17 protein-coding genes are annotated in these 20,385 nt (G+C 56.4%); 14 read left to right on the top strand and 3 right to left on the bottom strand.

The features are described 5' to 3' along the window. Positions 1 to 479: 479 nt before the first annotated feature. From MMAR10_RS00910 to MMAR10_RS16575, 3 genes are read right to left on the bottom strand one after another with little or no spacing between them, the layout of a single operon-like run. Complete coding sequence (locus MMAR10_RS00910; RefSeq protein WP_011642115.1) at positions 480 to 2,117, bottom strand: recombinase family protein; 1,638 nt, start codon at positions 2,115 to 2,117, stop codon at positions 480 to 482. Further along, entirely contained in the window at positions 2,114 to 2,530 is a 417-nt protein-coding gene (locus MMAR10_RS16570; protein ID WP_011642116.1) for a DUF2924 domain-containing protein, read from the bottom strand. The genes MMAR10_RS00910 and MMAR10_RS16570 overlap by 4 nt, the downstream gene beginning before the upstream one ends. Before the next feature lie 3 nt (positions 2,531 to 2,533). Next, positions 2,534 to 2,815, bottom strand: coding sequence for a DUF3489 domain-containing protein (locus MMAR10_RS16575; RefSeq protein ID WP_011642117.1), 282 nt, complete (start codon positions 2,813 to 2,815; stop codon positions 2,534 to 2,536). 91 nt (positions 2,816 to 2,906) lie between these two features. Between MMAR10_RS16575 and MMAR10_RS00920 the strand changes: the two genes are divergently transcribed. From MMAR10_RS00920 to MMAR10_RS00975, 14 genes are all read left to right on the top strand, one after another. Beyond that, entirely contained in the window at positions 2,907 to 3,602 is a 696-nt protein-coding gene (locus MMAR10_RS00920) for an IS6 family transposase (protein ID WP_150099816.1), read from the top strand. A gap of 137 nt (positions 3,603 to 3,739) precedes the next feature. Beyond that, positions 3,740 to 4,108, top strand: coding sequence for a hypothetical protein (locus MMAR10_RS16815; RefSeq protein WP_150099671.1), 369 nt, complete (start codon positions 3,740 to 3,742; stop codon positions 4,106 to 4,108). A gap of 58 nt (positions 4,109 to 4,166) precedes the next feature. Next, complete coding sequence (locus MMAR10_RS00925; protein WP_011642119.1) at positions 4,167 to 5,411, top strand: TolC family protein; 1,245 nt, start codon at positions 4,167 to 4,169, stop codon at positions 5,409 to 5,411. Further along, positions 5,408 to 6,937, top strand: a complete 1,530-nt coding sequence (locus MMAR10_RS00930; protein WP_011642120.1) for an efflux RND transporter periplasmic adaptor subunit — start codon at positions 5,408 to 5,410, stop codon at positions 6,935 to 6,937. Before MMAR10_RS00925 ends, MMAR10_RS00930 begins: the two co-directional genes overlap by 4 nt. Positions 6,938 to 6,939: 2 nt before the next feature. Further along, positions 6,940 to 10,110: an efflux RND transporter permease subunit gene (locus MMAR10_RS00935; protein WP_011642121.1), complete on the top strand. Its 3,171-nt coding sequence runs from the start codon at positions 6,940 to 6,942 to the stop codon at positions 10,108 to 10,110. Then, on the top strand, positions 10,107 to 10,517 hold the full coding sequence (gene cueR / locus MMAR10_RS00940; protein ID WP_011642122.1) for a Cu(I)-responsive transcriptional regulator: 411 nt from the start codon (positions 10,107 to 10,109) through the stop codon (positions 10,515 to 10,517). Before MMAR10_RS00935 ends, cueR begins: the two co-directional genes overlap by 4 nt. A gap of 70 nt (positions 10,518 to 10,587) precedes the next feature. Continuing rightward, on the top strand, positions 10,588 to 12,993 hold the full coding sequence (locus MMAR10_RS00945; protein ID WP_011642123.1) for a heavy metal translocating P-type ATPase: 2,406 nt from the start codon (positions 10,588 to 10,590) through the stop codon (positions 12,991 to 12,993). A gap of 25 nt (positions 12,994 to 13,018) precedes the next feature. Next, positions 13,019 to 14,350, top strand: coding sequence for an APC family permease (locus tag MMAR10_RS00950; protein ID WP_011642124.1), 1,332 nt, complete (start codon positions 13,019 to 13,021; stop codon positions 14,348 to 14,350). A gap of 139 nt (positions 14,351 to 14,489) precedes the next feature. Then, a complete protein-coding gene (locus MMAR10_RS00955; RefSeq protein WP_011642125.1) occupies positions 14,490 to 14,945 on the top strand; it encodes a pseudoazurin in 456 nt (151 codons plus the stop codon). Positions 14,946 to 15,004: 59 nt separating this feature from the next. Further along, positions 15,005 to 16,300, top strand: a complete 1,296-nt coding sequence (locus MMAR10_RS15900; RefSeq protein ID WP_011642126.1) for a phosphate-selective porin O and P — start codon at positions 15,005 to 15,007, stop codon at positions 16,298 to 16,300. Between the two features lie 60 nt (positions 16,301 to 16,360). Next, positions 16,361 to 16,981, top strand: coding sequence for a c-type cytochrome (locus MMAR10_RS17120; protein WP_233353847.1), 621 nt, complete (start codon positions 16,361 to 16,363; stop codon positions 16,979 to 16,981). A 106-nt stretch (positions 16,982 to 17,087) separates the two neighbouring features. Then, a complete protein-coding gene (gene petA / locus MMAR10_RS16580; protein WP_011642128.1) occupies positions 17,088 to 17,615 on the top strand; it encodes a ubiquinol-cytochrome c reductase iron-sulfur subunit in 528 nt (175 codons plus the stop codon). Between the two features lie 13 nt (positions 17,616 to 17,628). After that, the gene (locus MMAR10_RS17265; RefSeq protein ID WP_418904049.1) at positions 17,629 to 17,961 is read left to right on the top strand and encodes a hypothetical protein; all 333 of its coding nucleotides are present in this window, start codon (positions 17,629 to 17,631) and stop codon (positions 17,959 to 17,961) included. Next, entirely contained in the window at positions 17,936 to 20,374 is a 2,439-nt protein-coding gene (locus MMAR10_RS00975; RefSeq protein WP_011642130.1) for a hypothetical protein, read from the top strand. The genes MMAR10_RS17265 and MMAR10_RS00975 overlap by 26 nt, the downstream gene beginning before the upstream one ends. Positions 20,375 to 20,385: the final 11 nt, after the last annotated feature.

Genomic DNA, 20,385 nt, shown 5'->3' on the forward strand with positions numbered 1-20,385 from the left:
TGTTCCTATAAAACGTTCCTATTTACTGTTCCGATGAGGATTTTTTGGACAATAAAAACAATAACTTATATGCTGTTGCAGATGTTCCCTAAATCCCACCCTCACCGCCACTCAGACCGGCAGGTCTCGTCTCTTTCCATGAACTGGCAATTTCTTCCCCAAGTTTCCGGGGCTTGCGAAGCCGTGTCTGGAACTGAGACGCGCCCAACGCACCCCAATACCCCCGAAAACCCCGAAAGTCTCAAACCGCCATGTTCGGTGGTCCGAGTACTGTAGATTTCCCTGATGGTGGCGGAAAAACAGGGATTTTGAACCAATACGCTTCTCCGGATTGATCCGGAGCGCCTCCAGGTCTCTGTATTTACGTGACAAAATGAGAAATTCCCTGCTCAACGGAACAGGGAATTCGAAATTCTGTGCAGGGAATTTTCAGGCGAGAAGAGGGAGGAAAATGCTCGATCAGGAAATTTGATTTCCCGCTAGTTCGTGAACCCGAAGAGAGCCTCCTGGTCTGACCAGTCGAGCGGAATATCGGCGCGCACGAAAGTGTTGCTGGTCAGGTGAGCGGGCTGCGTGCCTTTAAGTATCGCGTCCATGATCTTCGGTGATAGGAAGGCCATCTGAAGGCGATCACGGATGAACCGGGAGGAGAGGTTTTCTCTTTCTGCGATCTCTTCCATTCGGACGCCAGCATGGATGTCTTCGAGCCAGGCGAGGGCGCGGCCGAGGTTCTTTTGAAGATTGGCATCCGGCGTGGGCGCTTGGTCGGAAAGAATGAGCTTGGTTTCAACGCCGCGTCTTCTGTGAGTGAATGGAGCCACAAAGGTCACAAGTTCCTCATCAGCGCGAGCATCTCCATCGGACCTAACGAGCTCAGCGGTAATCGTGAGTTTACCGGGCTCAATCACGACCTTCTGGATGGTAGCCAGCCGTGTTTCCTGATCGGATTTTGCCAGCGCTTCGAGCGTGTTCGTCCGTTTTGATATTTCAGTGACTGACGTGTTCTGTCCTGCAGAGAGTTCGCCCTGGCATTCAGAGAGATACTTGCTCAGGCATGCGGCAACGGCGTCTTCGAGCGTCTTGGCCGGCAGGCGTAGCCCGTCCACATTCGTGTTTCCCGATTTCCTGATCAGATCGCGTGACACGTAATATCTAAAACGTCTTGAACCTCGCGAGGTGTGCGAGGGAGTCAGGCGTCGGCCTTGATCGTCAAAGACCTTGCCAGCCAGCAGGCTAACTATCTTTCCAGGATTGCCTGCCCTTCGTTTGTCCGCCCGACGTGATGCGGCGTCGAGTTTTTCCTGAACCCTTTTGAAAACCTCGTCATCAACGATCCCGCTATGCTGGCCTTCGTGGATGATGTCCTTGTGCCGGATCTTCCCGATGTAGAGCGGATTGCGGAGCAGGTTTTGAATGCGCCCGCGTGAGAAGGACTTGCCGCCTCGCATTTTCGGGTCGTTCGCCTCTCGGGTTTTCGTGCGAAGGCCTTCCCGTACGGCAGCCTGTTCGACCAGCCGGAGGCATCCCAGTTCATCGTACAGATTGAAGATTCTCCGTACGGTTTGCGCCTCATCGGGAACGATATCCAGCGTGCGTCCGTTGGGTGTGTAACCCAGTGGGATATAGCCGCCCATCCAGAGGCCCTTCGCTTTGGATTGCGCAAGCTTGTCTTGGATGCGTTCCGCAGTCACTTCCCGTTCAAACTGAGCGAAGGAGAGCAAGACATTCAGGGTAAGGCGGCCCATAGAGGTCGAGGTGTTGAATGATTGGGTGACGGAGACGAAGGAGGCACCTGCGGCATCGAGGCGTTCGATAAGCTTGGCAAAATCTGGAAGTGACCGTGTCAGCCGGTCGACTTTGTAAACGACGACCAGGTCAATCCGGCCTGCATCGATGTCTGCAAGCAAACGCTGCAGTGCAGGGCGCTCAAGCGTACCGCCGGATATGCCGCCATCGTCATAATGCTCGGCGAGTTGTTTCCAGCCCTCATGGCGCTGAGAGGCGATGTAAGCCTCGCAGGCTTCGCGCTGGGCATCGAGCGAGTTGAAGTCCTGATCCAATCCCTCTTCTGAGGATTTGCGGGTGTAGATAGCGCAGCGAAGCGTGGTCTCACTCATGCTGACGCCTCCCGTGTCGAGATGCCGAAGAAGCGCGGTCCAGACCATCGCGTGCCGGTAATGGCTTGCGCGATCGCGGAAAGAGAACGGTAGGTCTTACCGCGCCAGGAGAAGCCTTTCTCGAGAACCTCTACCTCATGCGCGACCCCATTCCATTCGCGGATGAGCCGCCCGCCGGCGACGAGGCCGGGAGCACTCGGCCGGGCGCCTCCTCGCGCGAGCTTCATGAGCCTCTTCTGATCTCGTTTGGGAAATCGCCGCTTCGCATCTGCCTGTATTTGGTGAGCAAGGATGCGTCGCATGAGGGTGGCGCTCAGGCGCTTGGGGGGCTGCGTTTTGTAGGTGTCGATCCAGAGAGGGCAGAGTTCGGCGTGCGACATGTCTTTGAGTGCTTCGATCGCTTGAGCTGTCATCTTCTAGCCCTCTCGCGCGAGCCGGTAGCGGCTATGGTTGGTGTCTTTGAGGGGTGGCAACTTCTCGATGACGACGCCGTCTTTCTTCAAACCGGTCAGGGCAGCCCGTGTCGTATGCGGAAGCCATCCAAGCGTTGCGGCGAGGTGATCGACGGTCACGCCCTTTGCCGGTGCGAGGAGGTCAAGAAGGCGCGCCTTCTTGGTGCCGGTACGATACCCAGTCTTGCGCGTCTGGGTTTTCCCCGGGGCGAGGACTTGGTCTGCTGGGATAGATGTGGTTGGCATTGAAGCCTCCGTGTTGTGGGAGGCGGTTGATCCAGCAGTGTCAGAGGAACTTGGGCTTGAGCGTGGGGCGTCGGTTTCATAGCCTCGTATGATGCGTAACCCGTTCAAGTATTTCAAAACTTCGCCAGAGATCATCCGCCTTACGGTGATGATGTATGTCCGGTTCCCGCTCTCTCTTCGCAACGTCGAGGATCTGCTCCACGAGCGCGGCATCGACATAACGCATGAGACGGTACGCTTTTGGTGGAACCGGTTCGGTCCACTCTTCGCTAAATCGATCCGCAAACGGCGGGTCGAAAACCGCTTCTACTCGAACTGGGCCTGGCATTTGGATGAGGTTTTCGTCCGTATCAACGGGGAGCTTCACTATCTTTGGCGCGCGGTCGATCACGAGGGCGAGGTGCTTGAGGCGTACGTCACGAAACGCCGTGATCGCAAGGCAGCGTTGAAGTTTTTGCGCAAAGCGATGAAGCGGTATGGCCGTCCCGAGGCGATCGTCACCGACAAGCTCCCTTCCTACAAAGCCGCGATGCGCGAAATCGGAAATAAGGACTGCCAGGAGACGGGGAGATGGCTCAACAATCGGGCCGAAAACTCGCATCAACCGCTACGGCGGCGAGAGAAAGTCATGTCGCGGTTCAGGTCGATGCGAAGTCTTCAGAAATTTGCCGCTTTCCAATCGTCCATCCACAATCACTTCAATCTCGAACGCCATTTCTACCGCCGCGAAGAATTCAAGGAGAACCGATCCGCCGCCCTGGCCGAATGGCGTCAACTCGCGGCCTGAGTTAGGCTCAAACCCGGTCTTTTGAGACCGATCCGTTTTTGTCTGACACCACCATTCGGCATGCTGTGAGGGATACTGGGGCGAGCTGCGTAATTACCTCGAAAAGCCTCGCCAGAGGCACTTCGCCTAGGGACAAAATGTATCTGAAATTCCCCAACATAATCGCGCTCGTGGTGCTGCTTTTAGCGCTTTCTCTTGTGGGAGCTTCTGGCGCTATGTTGCCAATCGACGCGCAAAATGCCCGCGATTGCCACACTATTTCCAGTGCAACGTGTTGCGAGAAGACCGGTTCGCTGCACACCGCCGGTGGGCTGGGCGACATTGGAATTTGCGAGGCCTGCGACAACGCACGTTGCACGGTGCACCACACTTTTTCTTCCGTCTCGATAAATCGCGCCGACGGTCAGGTCGCGCAGCTATCTCCCTCACAAACGAATGCGCAAACGACACATGATCGATTTCGCGCAACGACACATCCCGTTCCCAAACAGCCACCACGCCAATGAGGCAGCGTGCCGCAATCGCGGGCAAGACGACCTCGTAGGACGATGACTGGAGATAGACATGACTGGATTTATTGGCGCAGCGCTCGCGATATCGCTGTCAGCGCTTTCACAAGACGCAATTGAGCAAACGCCTCTGAGCTTGGCAGAAGCCGTAATGATCGCTGAACAGGCTGAAGATGCTTCCGTTCAGGTCTGGCAAGCGCGAGCGCAAGCACTTGAACATCGCGGCGAGTCCGAAAATGCGCTGCCAGATCCGATGATGCGCGTGGGATTGGCAAACGTTCCACTGAGCGATTTCGACCTGAACCGTGAGGCCATGACGCAGGCCCAAATTGGCGTGCGACAAATGTTTCCGCGCGGCGAGACCCGCGAACTAAACCGGCTACGCCGCCGAGCCCAAGCAACCAGCGCGCGCGAAGGCGGCGACCTCGAACAGGCACGCATTCGGTTGTCCGTTCGCGAAGCTTGGCTGGAAACATATTACTGGCAGCGGGCGGACGCGTTGACGCGACAAAGCCAGACGTCGATCACGCAGCTTGGCGAGATCGCAACCGCGAGCTTTGCAACGGGCCGCCGCAATAGTCACGACGTTATCCGGATCGATTTGGAAACGTCTATTCTTGACACGCGTCTGATCCAGATCGAGCGGCAGTTGGAAATGGCACAAGCAAACTTGGAGCGCTTTGTGACGCCCGATGCTGCTCGTCAACCACTCACCCCACAGCTTCCAGTCCTGCCAGCTATGCCGCAAGAAATTGAATCCGCGCAGTCGAGGCTCGTCAGCCACCCCATGGTGCGCATGTTGGACGCGCAGGTCGAAGCGCGCGGACGGGAAGTCGATCTGGCACTTCAACAATATCGCCCAGGCTGGGCCGTCGAAGCGGGTTATGGTTTGCGGGATACCCGATCCGATACCGCTAGCGTTGCTGTTACAGTCGAAGTGCCGCTATTTAGTCGCCGCCGACAAGATGAGGGTGTAGCGGCGGCACGCCAGGAAGAGGCAGCAGACCTACTCAGTCGTCAAGCAACCTTGCTCGAAATGAACCGGCAGCTGGAACGAGAGTTCTCACGCTATGTCCGCCTTAGCGAAGAGCGCATTCTTTTCGATGAAGACGTTCTTGAACGGGCTCGCCAGACGGCCACGGCCGTTCTCATCGCCTATGAGAACGAGCAGGCAGACTTCGCTGAACTGGTTCGCGCCGAGCTCGCTCTTCTAGACGCAGAACTCGCTTTTGTTCGCTTAAATATTGATGCGCTGCAGAGCCAAGCTCGCATCCTCTACCTGGTTGGAGAAGTCCAATGACCCTCAAATCTTATTTGCTTGGCGCAGCGCTTGTCGGCGCCGGCCTTACCGTCGGCTTTTTCTCCGCATCATTTTTAAACGCAGATGGTTCCGGCAGTAGCGATAGTACGGAGCCCCGCGTTCTCTATTGGCAGGCGCCGATGGATCCAAGTTTTAGAAGCGACACCCCGGGAAAATCACCGATGGGTATGGATCTGATTCCCGTCTATGAGGGTGAAGAAGCCGACCCCGATGGCGCGGTTTTGATTTCGCCAGCTGTTGAGAACAATATCGGCGTTCGCACAGCGCAGGTTGCCCGCGCAGATTTTTATCACACCGTTTCAAGCGTTGGATATGTGCGACCTGATGAAGACCAAACGTCCGTAGTTGATGTGCGCGCGGAAGGTTGGATTGAAGTACTGCCCGTTGCAGCAGTCGGGGATGTCGTTAGTGCCGGCGATTTGCTTTTCCGCATGTACTCGCCGGAGATCGCAACCGCTCAAGCAGAATATCTGCAAGCGCTCCGGATCGGCCGAGACACGTTAACGTCCGCTTCGCGATCACGATTGATGGCCCTTGGTGTAACGCGCGATCAAATCAGCCGCATCGCCCGAACCGGAAATGCCGGTGAACTCGTCGAAGTGCGGGCCGGTCAGGATGGCGTGGTGATCGCTGTTGCCGTGCGCGAAGGATCCCATGTGCGCCCGGGGACACAACTCATGACGATTTCCGACCTTTCATCGGTATGGATCCTCGTGGATGTGTTTGAAGACGACGCCCTCATGGTTTCACCGGGTCAAGATGTTCATATCCGATCGACGTCGGATCCGAGCCGAACTTGGCATGGTGAGGTCGAATACGTTTATCCAACCGTTGATCCGCAAAGCCGTAGCGTACCTGTTCGCATCCGCTCGTCGAACGCTGATGGCGCGTTGCGCCCAGAGACCTACGTCAATGTCGCCATCGATACTGAACCTCATGTACAGGCTTTGACCATTCCACGCGAAGCTGTCATCCGGGGCGGCCAATCAGACCGCGTAATTATTGCTGAAGGAGAGGGGCGATACCGGCCTGCACGAGTTGAAACCGGGATGGAATCAGATGGGCGGATTGAGATCCTTGCCGGGCTCGCCGAAGGCGAACGCATCGTCGTTTCCAGTCAATTTTTGATCGATTCTGAAGCCAGCCTTCAGGGCGCTGCATTGCGGATGAGCCCACCTGGAGCAGTCGATGAAGACGCCGGCATTCAACTGGACCAAGCACAAGGACAGGGTGTCATCGTTAGCCTGATGGCCGGCCACGGAATGATCGACCTTGAGCATGACCCGATCGATGAACTGGGCTGGCCCGCCATGTCCATGTCATTTTTGGCACTGGAGGGTGTCGATCTGAGTGATTTCACCGTTGGGCAAGCCGTCACTTTCGAACTTCAACGCAATGAAGAAGGCGAGTGGCGCATATCCGCCATAATGGCACGGGATATGGATATGTCGCCGACCCCGAGTGAACCTGAGCAGGGCGATCACGCCGGACATGGGGGTCACTGATCATGATTGCTTCAATCATCCGCTGGTCGATCGGCAATCGTCTAATCGTCCTCATCATGGCGGTCTTGTTGGCTGTATTTGGAGCCTTCTCGCTTAGCCGCACGCCGCTTGATGCCATCCCCGACCTGTCCGATGTTCAGGTCATCATCAAAACGACCTATCCTGGACAGGCGCCCCAAGTCGTTGAAGATCAGGTCACCTACCCACTGACAACCGCGATGTTGGCGGTCCCGGGCGCGGTAACCGTTCGAGGCTATTCTTTCTTCAACGACAGTTATGTTTACATCATCTTCGAGGATGGGACCGACCTATACTGGGCGCGGTCGCGCGTCTTGGAATATCTCTCTCAGGTCGCCCCCACCCTGCCAGAGGGGGCATCTCCAGCCTTGGGCCCTGATGCAACCGGGGTTGGTTGGATTTATCAATATGCGCTTGTAGACCGTACCGGTCAGCACGACCTGTCCGAGCTGCGTTCGCTACAAGACTGGTTCCTCAAATTCGAGCTTCAAACGATTGAGGGCGTTTCCGAAGTCGCGACAATCGGCGGAATGGTGCGGCAATACCAGGTTGTCGCCGATCCCGACCGTTTGCGAGCTTACAATATTCCACTTTCTCACCTTCGCATGGCGATACAACGCGGCAATCAGGAGACCGGCGGTCGCGTCATAGAAATGGCCGAAGCGGAATACATGGTCCGAGCGTCTGGCTATATCCAAGGCATCGAGGATCTCGAGGCTATCCCGGTGAGCGTGACTGAGAACGGTACGCCCATCTTGCTATCGGATGTCGCCGACATTCAAATCGGTCCTGAGCTGAGGCGCGGCATCGGTGAACTCAATGGTGAGGGCGAAGCGGTGGGCGGCGTCATCATCATGCGTTATGGCGAGAACGCGCTGGCTACAATCGAACGTGTTGAAGAACGCATTCACGAGCTTGAAGAATCTCTGCCTGAGGGTGTTGAGATTGTCACCACCTATAATCGCGCCGGTTTGATCGAGCGCGCCGTGCACTCCCTGCAAGAAAAGCTCATCGAGGAATTCCTTGTCGTTGCGCTGATCTGCGCGATCTTTCTCTTCCACCTGCGCTCATCGCTCGTGATCGTGCTCAGCTTGCCGCTGGGCGTGCTGGCAGCCTTCATCATCATGAACGCGCAAGGGATCAACGCCAACATCATGTCATTGGGCGGAATTGCGATTGCGATTGGCGCCATGGTCGACGCGGCCATCGTGATGATCGAGAACTTACACAAACATATCGAAAAAGAGGAGATAACGCCGGAAAACCGATGGCGGATTGTGGCTGAAGCATCGGTGGAGGTTGGACCAGCGCTCTTCTTCTCCCTCCTGATCATCACGTTCAGCTTCGTGCCTATCTTTGCCTTGGAGGCACAAGAGGGACGTCTCTTCCATCCATTGGCGTTCACCAAAACCTATGCGATGGCCGCCGCGGCGGGGCTCTCGGTTACGCTGGTTCCGGTGCTAATGGGCTTCTTCATTCGCGGCAAGATTACGCCTGAGCACAAGAACCCGATCAATCGAGTTTTGATGGCGGCGTATCGCCCCTTTATTAACGTTGTATTGGCACGTCCTTGGGTCATGGTCGGCATGGCTGTCCTTGTTATGGCCAGTGCGGCTGTGCCGCTATCGCGCATGGGCAGCGAATTCATGCCGGACCTGGACGAGGGGGACTTGCTATACATGCCCAGCGCATATCCGGCGGTTTCCGTGGGTAAGATCGCCGAAGTGGTTCAACAAACCAACCGGCTCATTGCGACGGTGCCTGAAGTCCTCACCGTGTATGGCAAGGCAGGACGGGCAGATACAGCGACTGATCCAGCTCCCTTGACGATGATTGAGACGACGATCCAGCTCCGCCCGCGCGACGAATGGCGCCCCGGTATAACGATGGATGACATACGCGCCGAACTTGACCAGCTGGTCGACGTGCCATCGCTCACAGATGTGTGGATCATGCCGATCCGCAACCGCATCGACATGCTAGCGACCGGTATTAAGACCCCTGTTGGGATCAAGGTTGCCGGTCCGGATCTTGATGTGATCGCGGAGATTGGGGAACAGATCGAGGGCGTAATCGAGACTGTCCCGGGGACCGCTTCTGTATACGCTGAACGCGTAACCGGTGGGCGGTTTGTGGATATCGATGTTGATCGTCTTGAAGCGGCGCGTTTCGGTCTCAATGTTGCCGACGTACACGATGTTGTTCGCACCGCAATCGGCGGAATGACCATAACGGAGAGCGTTGAGGGGCTAGAACGATATCCAGTCAATTTGCGATATCCGCGCGACTACCGCGGGTCCATCGATGAACTCAGATCTCTCCCCATTGTCACGCCGTCCGGCGCACAAATTCCGTTGTCGCGGATCGCGACAATTGATGTGTCTAGCGGCCCTGGCGTCATTCGCAGCGAAAATGCCCGCCTAAACGGTTGGATTTATGTCGATATTGCCGATGTTGATATTGGCAGTTATGTGGCCGATGCACAGGCTGCGGTCCAGGAGCATATTGATTTGCCGGCGGGATATTCGATCAGCTGGTCGGGCCAGTATGAGTACATGGAGCGAGCGAAGGCCAAGCTAAGTATCGTGGTTCCAGTCACTCTCGTGATCATTGTTTTGCTGCTCTTCTTCAACTTCGGGCGACTCATCCCAGTTCTCCTAATCATGGTCACCTTGCCGCTATCGCTCGTTGGCGGACTGTGGCTGCTTGATCTACTCGGCTACAACATGTCCGTGGCCGTCGGTGTCGGGTTCATTGCGTTAGCCGGCGTTGCCGTCGAAATCGGCGTTTTGATGATTGTGTATCTCGAACAGGCCCTTGCTCGACGAAAGGCGCTAGCGCGAGATGAAGGCCGTGCCATGACGGTTATGGACTTAAGAGAAGCCATCGTTGAAGGCGCGGTTATGCGTGTGCGGCCCATTATGATGACCGTGGCGGTGATCGTCGCCGGCCTCTTGCCGATTATGTTCGGTACGGGAACGGGCTCGGAGGTCATGCGCCGAATTGCAGCGCCTATGGTTGGCGGAATGACGAGTGCGACGATCCTGACGCTCTTGGTAATTCCTGCTGCCTTCCTGCTTTGGCAAAGGGCTGTCCTAACAACCAGCAAGCCAGAACCGGATGATACTCAGATTGAGGGAGCGCCTGCTGAATGAATGTGAACCAGGCAGCGAAACTAACCGGCCTTCCGTCCAAGACCCTCCGCTATTACGAGGAGGTTGGCCTAGTTTCGCCTGCCCGGGCCGCAAACGGATATCGCGTCTTTGAAGAGCGCGATATTCAAAAGCTCGCGTTTATAGCCAATGCCCGCTCCCTTGGTTTTTCTCTGGAGGAGTGCCGTCGCCTCCTATCTCTTTACGAAGACCCTTCACGTTCAAGCGCCCAGGTAAAATCAATCGCCCAGGCACAGCTCAAGATATTGGACGTCAAGCTCCGTGAACTTTTGGCTATGCGGCGCGAATTGCGTCGTTTGATCAGTGGGTGCAACGGCGATGACCGGCCCGATTGCCCCATCGTGGAAGGTTTAGCTCAGCGCTTTATGGCAATGCCTGATGAGGGGTGAATAAACGGTATTGACCTTCCAGTGACTGGAAGCCGGATCATGCGTCGAAATTTCGTCTATGGAGACCCGTATGACAACCTCAGACAAAGAATCTGGTTCTTGCTGTAAAGGCGAGGCGCCCGCCCACACGTGTTGCGGCGGCGCTCAAGGCCATGCCCATCATGACCACCACGGAGTAAGCGTGAAGGATCCGGTTTGCGGCATGGACGTCGATCCAAACGCTAACAAGCCGACGGCTGATCATGAGGGAGCGACCTATCATTTCTGCTCGGTCTCTTGCCATGACAAATTTGTCGTTGACCCGGGCCATTATCTCTCCGGAGCACACAAGCAATCCTACGAAAACATGCCAGAGGGCACTCAATATACTTGCCCGATGCATCCGGAAATTGTCGAAGATGAACCGGGCGATTGTCCAATTTGTGGCATGGCGCTGGAGCCGATGGGCGTGCCCACCGGCGAGGAAGGGCCAAACCCCGAATTGGTTGATTTTCGGCGACGGTTCTGGATTGGCGCCGTCCTAACACTGCCCTTGCTCCTATTGTCTATGGGCCCGTTCGTCGGCCTAGGCTTTATGCGTGACGCCATTGGTGAAGGGATCGCCGGATGGGCCGAGCTGGTTCTGGCAACACCCGTCATTCTTTGGGCGGGGTGGCCGTTTTTCGAGCGCGGCGCCAAATCTGTCATCTCGCGAAATCTCAACATGTTTACCCTCATCGGGATGGGGGTTGGCGCGGCCTACATCTTCTCCGTTGTCGCGGTCATCGCACCGAGTGTTTTCCCCGAGGGTTTCAGGGATGAAAGCGGACATGTCGGCGTCTATTTTGAGGCGGGCGCTGTGATTGTCGTCCTCGTACTCTTAGGTCAACTGATGGAATTGAGCGCTCGGGAACGCACGGGCTCGGCCATTCGCGCGCTGCTCGATTTGGCTGCGAAAACAGCTCGCGTCATTCGGCCTGACGAAAGTGAAGAAGAAATCCCGCTCGAGGACGTCGTGGTTGGAGACCGTCTGCGCGTTCGTCCAGGCGAAAAAGTTCCGGTTGACGGAGAGGTCGTTGACGGCCGCTCGTCGGTTGATGAATCCATGATTTCTGGCGAACCGGTCCCGGTAGAAAAAACCCCCGGAGACGCTGTCACCGGTGCCACTATCAATGGCACGGGTAGTTTGATCATTGAAGCCAAGCGCGTCGGTGCAGATACGATGCTAAGCCAGATCGTCGAGATGGTTGCCAACGCCCAGCGAAGCCGCGCACCCATCCAAAAACTCGCTGATGTGATCTCTGGTCGATTTGTGCCCGCCGTCATCCTGATCGCAATCATTTCTTTCGTGTCTTGGTCGATTTGGGGTCCACCTCCGGCGATGGCGTATGCTCTGGTATCCGCGGTCGCGGTCTTGATCATTGCCTGCCCCTGTGCGTTGGGTCTTGCCACCCCGATGTCAATTATGACGGCTACGGGCCGTGGCGCGCAGGCTGGCGTACTGATTAAAAACGCCGAAGCGCTTGAGCGTTTCGCGAAGGTCGACACACTGATTGTCGATAAGACCGGCACGCTCACCGAGGGCAAGCCCAAACTCGTCGCTGTCATTGCAAATGAAGGCCACACGGAGGACGAGATACTACGCCTGGCCGCTAGTCTTGAACGCGGGTCGGAACACCCGCTGGCTGAAGCCATCGTTGATGGTGCAGAGGCGAGGGGACTGGAGCTTTCCAAGACCGAAGCCTTTGAGGCCATTACTGGCAAGGGCGTGATCGGCCGTGTGGACGGCCACGCTGTGTCGCTCGGCAATGCGCGCCTACTCGACGAACTGTCCCTGAGCGCGGAAAAGCTCGGTGAGCTAGCCGATGAACGCCGTGAAAACGGCGAGACCGTGATGTTTATTGTGATCAATGCCGTTGTCGTGGGTCTTGTGTGCGTTGCCGACCCGGTTAAGGAAACCACGCCGCAGGCGCTAAAAGCGCTTCACAAACTCGGCTTTAAGATCGTGATGGCGACCGGTGATAACGCCAAGACGGCGCGCGCTGTTGCCGCGCGCTTAGGCATCGATGAAATTCGAGCCGATGTTCTGCCGGAGGACAAAGCCCGGATAATTCAAGACTATCAAAAGCAAGGCCGCCGCGTGGCCATGGCGGGCGATGGCGTGAACGATGCTCCTGCCTTGGCGCAAGCTGATGTTGGCATTGCCATGGGAACGGGCGCCGACGTCGCAATCGAGAGCGCGGGCTTTACGCTTGTAAAGGGTGATCTCAATGGAATTGTCCGAGCCCGGCGCCTTGCAACCGCGACCATGCGCAATATCAAGCAGAACCTGTTTTTCGCCCTCATTTATAACGCCGCGGGCGTGCCGGTTGCCGCGGGAATACTCTATCCGGTTTTGGGTGTTTTGATCTCGCCAATCTTTGCGGCGGCGGCGATGAGCCTTTCATCAGTCTCCGTGATTTCCAATTCGCTTCGACTGCGGTCGGTCAAGCTTTAATCATCCAATCGGCCGGAGGGCGAAAATGGACAAGAGTTACAAGAAAAACTCACTCAGCTTGCTAGGCGCGGTCGCCATGGGTACCGGCGTCATGATCGGCGCCGGCATCTTTGCGCTAACCGGCCAGATCGCGGAACTGGCCGGAAGCGCATTTGTTTGGGTGTTCGTGCTCGCCGCGATTGCCACCGGTTTTAGCGCCTACTCCTATGTAAAGCTTGCCAATGCCTTCCCCTCGGCTGGTGGGATCGCGATGTTCCTCGAAAAGGCCTACGGACGGTCAGCCGCAACGGCGACGGCTGGATTGTTGATGGCGTTTTCGATGGTCATCAATGAGAGCCTCGTCGCGCGGACTTTTGGTACCTATACTGCTCAGTTATTTGGCTGGTCCGATCACGCCTTCATCGTTCCCGTGTTGGGTGTGGGGCTAATCATTTTGGCCTTTGCAATCAATTTATCCGGCAATCGCTATGTTAGTTTCTTTTCGGTCTTTCTCGCGCTCGTAAAGGTGGTTGGGATCGCCGCTTTGGCCTTCGCTGGCTTTTGGGCTGCGCAAAGTTTGACGCCTCATGAAATGCCCGCTCCCGCCGGGGTTACATCAGTAAGCTTTCTGGCCGCCTTGGCCTTGGGGGTCCTTGCTTTCAAGGGCTTCACAACGATCACCAATAGCGGTTCGGAGATCGTAAATCCTCATCGCAATGTTGGTCGGGCGATCATCTGGTCGATCGTGATCTGCGTGATTGTATATGTCTTCGTGGCTTTGGCTGTCGGATCCAGTTTGCCGATCGACATGATAGTGGCGGCGAAAGATTTTGCCTTGGCCGAGGCGGCTCGTCCGACATTTGGCGATACGGGGCGCATCGTAACAATTTTGCTGGCCATGCTAGCGACCGCATCCGGACTCGTAGCAAGTGTTTTTGCGGTTTCTCGCATGCTTGGCATGCTCACGGACATGCAATTGATCCCGCACAGCCATTTTGGAATGCCTGGTCGAATTCAAACTCACATGCTGGTTTACACTGTCGCTTTGGCTGCAGTGTTGACAGTGCTTTTTGATCTCTCGCGGATCGCTGCACTTGGTGCGATGCTTTATTTGGTTATGGATCTGGCCGTGCATTTTGGCGTGCTACGGCATTTGAGAAAACGAGTCGGGGCCAACCGCGTTATTTTGGTCGCCGCGATCGCTTTTGATCTCATAATTCTTCTTGGTTTGACGGTTTTGAAGTTGGAGCGAGATCCGGCGATTGTTGGCATTGCGACACTCGTGATCGCCGCTGTGTTCTTGTTTGAGAGCTTTTACCTTCGCCCACGTCGAAATAAGAACCCTAGCGAACAATCTACTGGACACGATCACCAATAGTTTATTGAATTCGATAAATTTTCCTACACCGACTGAGTGTGCGTCAACCTGCCACGCCCGATCGATGAGGGCCAAACCTTTCCAATCCGTAATCCCTGTATTGAACGAACAATTTGCAAAGCCAATACAGGGGCTAGTTATGAAAAAGATTGCGTACGCTGCCGTCCTTGCCGGCGTAATGGGACTAACCGGAGCGGGTGCAGCTTGGGCTGAAGATTACGAGGTCCATATGCTCAATCGTGGCGCTGAAGGCGCCATGGTGTTTGAGCCGGCTTTCCTCGAACTCCAACCCGGTGACACGGTCACCTTCCTGCCAACAAATCCGAGCCACAATGCGGAAACGATTTCCAGCATGTTGCCTGAGGGTGCGGAACCATTTCGAGGCGCACTCAACCAGGCCGTGACCGTAACCTTTGACGAAGAAGGCCTCTACGGCATCAAGTGCGCGCCTCACTATGCTGCCGGCATGATCGTCTTGATCGAAGTCGGCGATGGCGAAGTCGTCAACGGCGAGGCCGCCCGCGCTGCCCGGCATCCAGGTTTGGCGCGTCGGCGTATGAGCGCACTTTTCGACCAACTCGATGCTACTCAATAACACGATGGAAAGGCCGCCAGGAGGGCCTTCCAGCCCTCCTGGCCGCAAGTGAGGGACACATGACTCGGACTAAAACACTTTCCTACCAACCGGCCCGTTGGGTCCTCAATTTGGGCATTGCGAGCTTCCTGCTCGTGGGCGCTGCAACACAGGCCTTCGGGCAGGATGCATCAGCTGCGGAGCGAACCGCCAGTGGCCAGGGCTATCTTCCAATCCTCTCGGGCGCAGACCGGTCTGCGGAAACGTCATGGCATTTGGCGGGCTATGCTGATGCGTCTTTCGTTTTCACCGATCAGGACGGCGGCGATAGCTCATCGCAATTCACCCGCGTTCGATTTAATCCTGCCTTCCATTTCCAATATCAGGATTTGATCCTGTTCGAAGCGGAAGCCGAGATTGAGAACACAGACGAGGGCACTGAATTTACACTCGAATACGCGCAGGCCAACATCTTGGCTCACCCCAACGCGGTGGTGGTTCTAGGTCAATTCCTGAGCCCTGTAGGCCAGTTCCAAGAACGCCTCCACCCATCCTGGATTAATCGGATGGCGGATGCGCCGGCGGGCTTTGGTCATGACGGCGTACAACCCGGCTCTGACATGGGTGTAATGGTTCGCGGTGGCTTCAATCTCGAGCCGGGGCTTTTGACCTATTCAGTCGCGCTCGGCAACGGTCCCCGCGTTAGTCACGAAGGGGGCCTCGCATTGGAGGCCTTCAATACCGACGACAATGACGACAAGGCGATTTCGGGCCGTGTGGGTTTCTTGCCGATGCCCGGACTTGAAATTGGTGCTTCGTTCCTGAGTGGACGGGTGTCCGGTGTCGAGGCCGAAGAAGAAGAGGGCGGTCACGCTGATGCCAAGCCGTTCGACAAACTCGGTTCGGAAACCGAGGAAGACGATCACGGGCTGGAGCTCTCTGACGCTGATGTGGCGTTGTGGGGCTTTGACGTCGCTTACACCGGTGGCGCCTGGGATCTACGAGCCGAATACCTCAACTCAACTCGTGACCCGATCAATACCGGGTTTGAAGGCGCGGAGGGAATCGCGACCCTGCCGGAGCTAGAAAGCACGGCTTGGTATGTCCAAGCCGCCTACCGTCTTTCCGGCACGGCTGAGCAACCTTGGCTCGGACGCGTCGAACCGACCATGCGCTATGGCGAGTACGAAGTAGAGGGCCTCGACGAGTTGGCTGAAGAGGCTGCGGAGCAGCGCTGGGATGTCGGTGTGAACTATTGGCTCGCGCCATCCATCGTCACCCGCGGTGTTGTTCAGCAACGCGAATTTACAGCCAGACATGATGACGACGTACAGGAGGAGACACGCGTACTGCTTCAATTCTCGTATGGCTTCTAATCAAGGAGGGATTTTTAAATGGTACGAGCGGAACTATTGCTCGGCGTAGCAGCGGTCTTCGTGACCGCTGCTGTCGTCGCTCAGGAGGACACGGCAGAAATGCCGGCGCCTCAGTCGGAGAGCCGTTACGATTTTTCAGCTGATCAGGTTGGACGCGGCGCGCAAGCGTGGGTCGACACTTGCGGTCGGTGTCATAATATCCGATCGCCTGGAGAACTTACGCCAGATCTGTGGGATGTCTCGGTGACGCACATGCGAGTGAGAGCGAACATTCCTCAGGATGTTGCCGAAGATATTCGCGCCTTCTTGATGTCGAGTTCGGCAAGCCTGACCGAGCCGGAGAACGATCTCTCGATACCGACGAGTTTCGGTTATGACTTGTCCCGTGCCGATCTTGCGAATGGACAGGACGTCTACGAGCAAACTTGCATCGCGTGTCACGGCGAGAGCGGTGGTGGCGCGTTTGAGGGCATGCCGTCTCTTTCTGGTCCGGACGGGCGCCTCGCACAGTCTGATGAGGTTCTCTTAGAGCGCATGATCAATGGCTTTCAAAGCCAGGGCTCCTTCATGGCAATGCCCTCAATGGGCGGCAATCCGGATCTGACCGATCAGGATATGGCGGACACCTTGGTCTACCTCAGATCCCTGCTGGAGGCCCCGGCCCCGGAGGAGGTGGAGTGAGTGACGTACATTGGCTGAAGGGTTTTCATCTTCACGATCACCAATGTAAGAGCGGGGCGCGCAAGTGCGGGCCCCGCACCTCCTCCCGCAAATTACGGAGGTTAATATGGCCGAACAAAAAACGCGCCGAGACTTCATTTATATCGCAGCAACCGGCGGTACCGTGGTTGGAATCGGGTTGTCAGCTTGGCCATTTCTCGACAGCTTCAATCCGGCAGCGGATACGCTCGCAGCCGGCACTACGGAAGTAGACGTGTCAGCACTAGAACCGGGTGAACGCGTAACTGTGGCTTGGCGGGAGCGCCCCGTCTTCATCGAGCGACGCACGCCTCAAACTTTGGCCCTTGCGCGCGCAGATGACGATGATCCCAATCTGATCGACCCTGAAATTGATGCCGACCGAGTTAAAGATGAGGAGTGGCTGGTCGTAATCGGTGTCTGCACACATTTGGGATGTGTACCTCTTGGTCAGTCCGCTGGCGATAATCGTGGCCGGTTTGGTGGTTGGTATTGCCCCTGTCACGGCTCGGTATACGACGTTTCTGGCCGTGTTCGACGTGGTCCGGCACCAACAAACCTAGAAATTCCACCATATCAGTTTACGGCGCCGTTGCGTATCCGCATCGGAGATTGAGATCGTGATGACCATGGTTCGGCGAGAACACCGCACTGCGCTGAGCGCGCTCGAAATCTGGCCCGACTACGCTCAGGCGCGAAATGACACGCTCGCCCGCTACGCGCGCGAACACTCGCCTTGGTTGGTTGCGAACGCGGACGACAAACCTAGAGCAGGGCTCGATCTCATGCGCCTTATCCTGTCGCAAGTTCCGTGTCCGCTTATCGATGAGCATCGCCGCCCGGTCGATGCATCCCGTGTCGGATATTTTTCGACCGCGAACGAAGCGACAGCTCTCACTTGCACAGCTAATCAATCTCATCAAAGACGAGGTCAATATGAACGCCCAGCGCACAATTCATAAACGTCATCACGTCGAAGCTCGCGCTCGGGACTTTCGGACCCATGATGCAGATTTCGCGCAATGGGCAGCGGGGTATGGGGTAATCGAGCACGAACCGGCGACACAGTGCCGTGTGCACGCGCTCGCAGATGAGCTGGTCGCGACGGGCCGATACGGATCTCGTACCGACGTTTTCGCGCTCTTCCGGGCCGCCGACATGATATCAAGCGCAGGAATGTGGTTGGTCGCTCACATGACCTATGCGCAGAGCGTGTACCTCGACGGCCGCCCTCTCGATTCCCAGGAGTTTAAGTCCAATCCGGAAGGCCACACCGGCGGCGCGCTTAATATGGTGCCCGCTTACACCGGATACCTTCTCGCAAACTCGTTGTCCGGTGAGACCCGGTCTTGGGTAATGGGGCAGGGGCACTGCGTTGCAGCGATTGATGCGGTCAACGTGCTTGTCAACAATCTTTCCGAGGCTCAAGCCAGCCACTACGGTCTCAGTGACGAACAGCTCTCCAAACTCGTGACAGACTTCTATTCCTGTGAGATTGGGGCCGATGGGCGCCCCTTGTCGCCGCTTGGAAGTCATGTCAATGCCACGACAGCGGGTGGGATGATTGAGGGCGGATATTTAGGCTTTGCTGAATTGCTTTATCCCCACATGCCTCTGCCCGACGAAAAGCTCGTTGCCTTCTTAAGCGACGGGGCGTTTGAAGAGCAACGCGGTTCTGATTGGGCGCCTCGATGGTGGCGGGCAGAAGATACCGGCTTGGTCGCCCCGATTATGATTGCGAATGGCCGACGGATCGATCAACGCTCGAGTATGGCCCAGGACGGAGGAACAGATTGGTTTGCGGAGCACTTAAAACTAAACGGCTTTGACCCGATCAGTTTGGATGGCCGAGATCCCGCATCATTCGCTTGGGGAGTCTTGCAAATCGAGTCGCGTTTAAGTGCCTGCTCGGAGGCGATCAAGCGGGGTGAGGCCGAATACCCTGTACCCCTTCACTATGGTGTTGCCGAGACTGTCAAAGGCTTCGGGTTTCCCGGAGCCGGAACTAATCGAGCGCATAATCTGCCTTTGGGCGCAAATCCACGCGACGACGAGACCGCTCGCGAGTTATTCAATACAGCGGCTCGAAAATTGTACGTCCCACTTGAAGAGCTAAACGCCGCTGCAAACGCGCTCAACAATCACAAGGAGGTGGCGCGCCCTAAAGAACGTGACCACCCGATGGTAGCGCGCGAACCGATTGAACCTAGGTATCCGAATCCACGCTGGGACCGGACCAACAAGCCCTCATCTCCTATGGAGGCGATCGATGCGTATGCCGCAGAGCTGTTTGCCCTAAACAAAGATGTACGCATCCGGGTCGGTAATCCGGACGAAATGCGGTCCAATCGAATGAACGCCACATTGGATCTGCTCAAGCACCGTGTGACCGCGCCTGAGCCAGGTATCGCTGAAGCCGTTGATGGAGGCGTGATCACAGCCTTGAATGAGGAGGCTGTTATATGTGCAGCCCTGGCAAATAAGGGTGGGATATCGCTCGCTGTCTCCTATGAAGCGTTCGCGGTGAAAATGCTTGGGGCTATTCGTCAGGATCTGATTTTCACGCGCCATTTAAAAGAGTCCGGCAAATCTCGCTTCTGGCTCAGCATGCCGCTGATCACGTCTTCGCACACGTGGGAGAACGGAAAAAACGAGCTTTCCCATCAAGACACCACACTCTCAGAAGCGCTCTTGGGCGAAATGTCAGATACTTGTCGTGTCCAATTTCCCGCTGATTGGAATAGTGCTCTCGCCATGATCGACGCGGTTTACAAATCACGTGGCGAGTTTTGGAATATCGTGTGCCCGAAGCGGGCTGTGTCTTCGGTTTTTTCGCGACAAGAAGCGGAGCGTTTGTGCGCCGACGGCGCGATCCGTGTGAGCGGCTCGGGGCAAGAATCTCTTATTTTAGCAGCGATCGGCGCATATCAACTGGAACAAACGCTCAAAGCGGCTGAGCGCCTGGAGCGCTCTGGTATGTCCCATAGCATTGTCTATATCGCTGAACCGGGACGTTTCCGCTTCCCCAGAGATGAGATCGAGGCGGAGGCTTGCGTATCCCAAGCCCTGGTCGAAGAGCTATTTCCTCCTCACGCTCAGGCTCGTGTCTTTGCGGTTCATACCCGCGCTGAGGCGATGTCGGGATGTTTAAGGCCGCTCGATACTGGAGCGCGCCGATCCGCTTTTCTCGGATTTCGGAACCGCGGTGGCACGTTCGATGTTAGCGGGATGTTGTTTGCCAACGGCATGACCTGGGCGCACATCGTAGAACGGGCATGTCATGTAAGTGGAAAACGAGTTGAGACGTGCCTTTCAAAAGCCGAGCTTGAAATCGTTCGCGGCGTTCGGGCACCGACAATGGAGTTTTGGAAGTAGTTTAAGGGATG

Source organism: Maricaulis maris MCS10 (genome assembly GCF_000014745.1).
In the GTDB taxonomy this organism is placed as follows: domain Bacteria; phylum Pseudomonadota; class Alphaproteobacteria; order Caulobacterales; family Maricaulaceae; genus Maricaulis; species Maricaulis maris_A.

What these genes read in the sequence shown, in the direction of transcription:
- MMAR10_RS16815 (WP_150099671.1), top strand. Translation starts at nt 3,740, where the DNA reads ATGTATCTGAAATTCCCCAACATAATCGCGCTCGTGGTGCTGCTTTTA.
- petA (WP_011642128.1), top strand. Translation starts at nt 17,088, where the DNA reads ATGGCCGAACAAAAAACGCGCCGAGACTTCATTTATATCGCAGCAACC.
- MMAR10_RS00935 (WP_011642121.1), top strand. Translation starts at nt 6,940, where the DNA reads ATGATTGCTTCAATCATCCGCTGGTCGATCGGCAATCGTCTAATCGTC.
- cueR (WP_011642122.1), top strand. Translation starts at nt 10,107, where the DNA reads ATGAATGTGAACCAGGCAGCGAAACTAACCGGCCTTCCGTCCAAGACC.
- MMAR10_RS00925 (WP_011642119.1), top strand. Translation starts at nt 4,167, where the DNA reads ATGACTGGATTTATTGGCGCAGCGCTCGCGATATCGCTGTCAGCGCTT.
- MMAR10_RS15900 (WP_011642126.1), top strand. Translation starts at nt 15,005, where the DNA reads ATGACTCGGACTAAAACACTTTCCTACCAACCGGCCCGTTGGGTCCTC.
- MMAR10_RS00950 (WP_011642124.1), top strand. Translation starts at nt 13,019, where the DNA reads ATGGACAAGAGTTACAAGAAAAACTCACTCAGCTTGCTAGGCGCGGTC.
- MMAR10_RS00975 (WP_011642130.1), top strand. Translation starts at nt 17,936, where the DNA reads ATGAACGCCCAGCGCACAATTCATAAACGTCATCACGTCGAAGCTCGC.
- MMAR10_RS16570 (WP_011642116.1), bottom strand. Translation starts at nt 2,530, where the DNA reads ATGACAGCTCAAGCGATCGAAGCACTCAAAGACATGTCGCACGCCGAA.
- MMAR10_RS00955 (WP_011642125.1), top strand. Translation starts at nt 14,490, where the DNA reads ATGAAAAAGATTGCGTACGCTGCCGTCCTTGCCGGCGTAATGGGACTA.
- MMAR10_RS17265 (WP_418904049.1), top strand. Translation starts at nt 17,629, where the DNA reads ATGGTTCGGCGAGAACACCGCACTGCGCTGAGCGCGCTCGAAATCTGG.
- MMAR10_RS00930 (WP_011642120.1), top strand. Translation starts at nt 5,408, where the DNA reads ATGACCCTCAAATCTTATTTGCTTGGCGCAGCGCTTGTCGGCGCCGGC.
- MMAR10_RS00920 (WP_150099816.1), top strand. Translation starts at nt 2,907, where the DNA reads ATGCGTAACCCGTTCAAGTATTTCAAAACTTCGCCAGAGATCATCCGC.
- MMAR10_RS00910 (WP_011642115.1), bottom strand. Translation starts at nt 2,117, where the DNA reads ATGAGTGAGACCACGCTTCGCTGCGCTATCTACACCCGCAAATCCTCA.
- MMAR10_RS16575 (WP_011642117.1), bottom strand. Translation starts at nt 2,815, where the DNA reads ATGCCAACCACATCTATCCCAGCAGACCAAGTCCTCGCCCCGGGGAAA.
- MMAR10_RS00945 (WP_011642123.1), top strand. Translation starts at nt 10,588, where the DNA reads ATGACAACCTCAGACAAAGAATCTGGTTCTTGCTGTAAAGGCGAGGCG.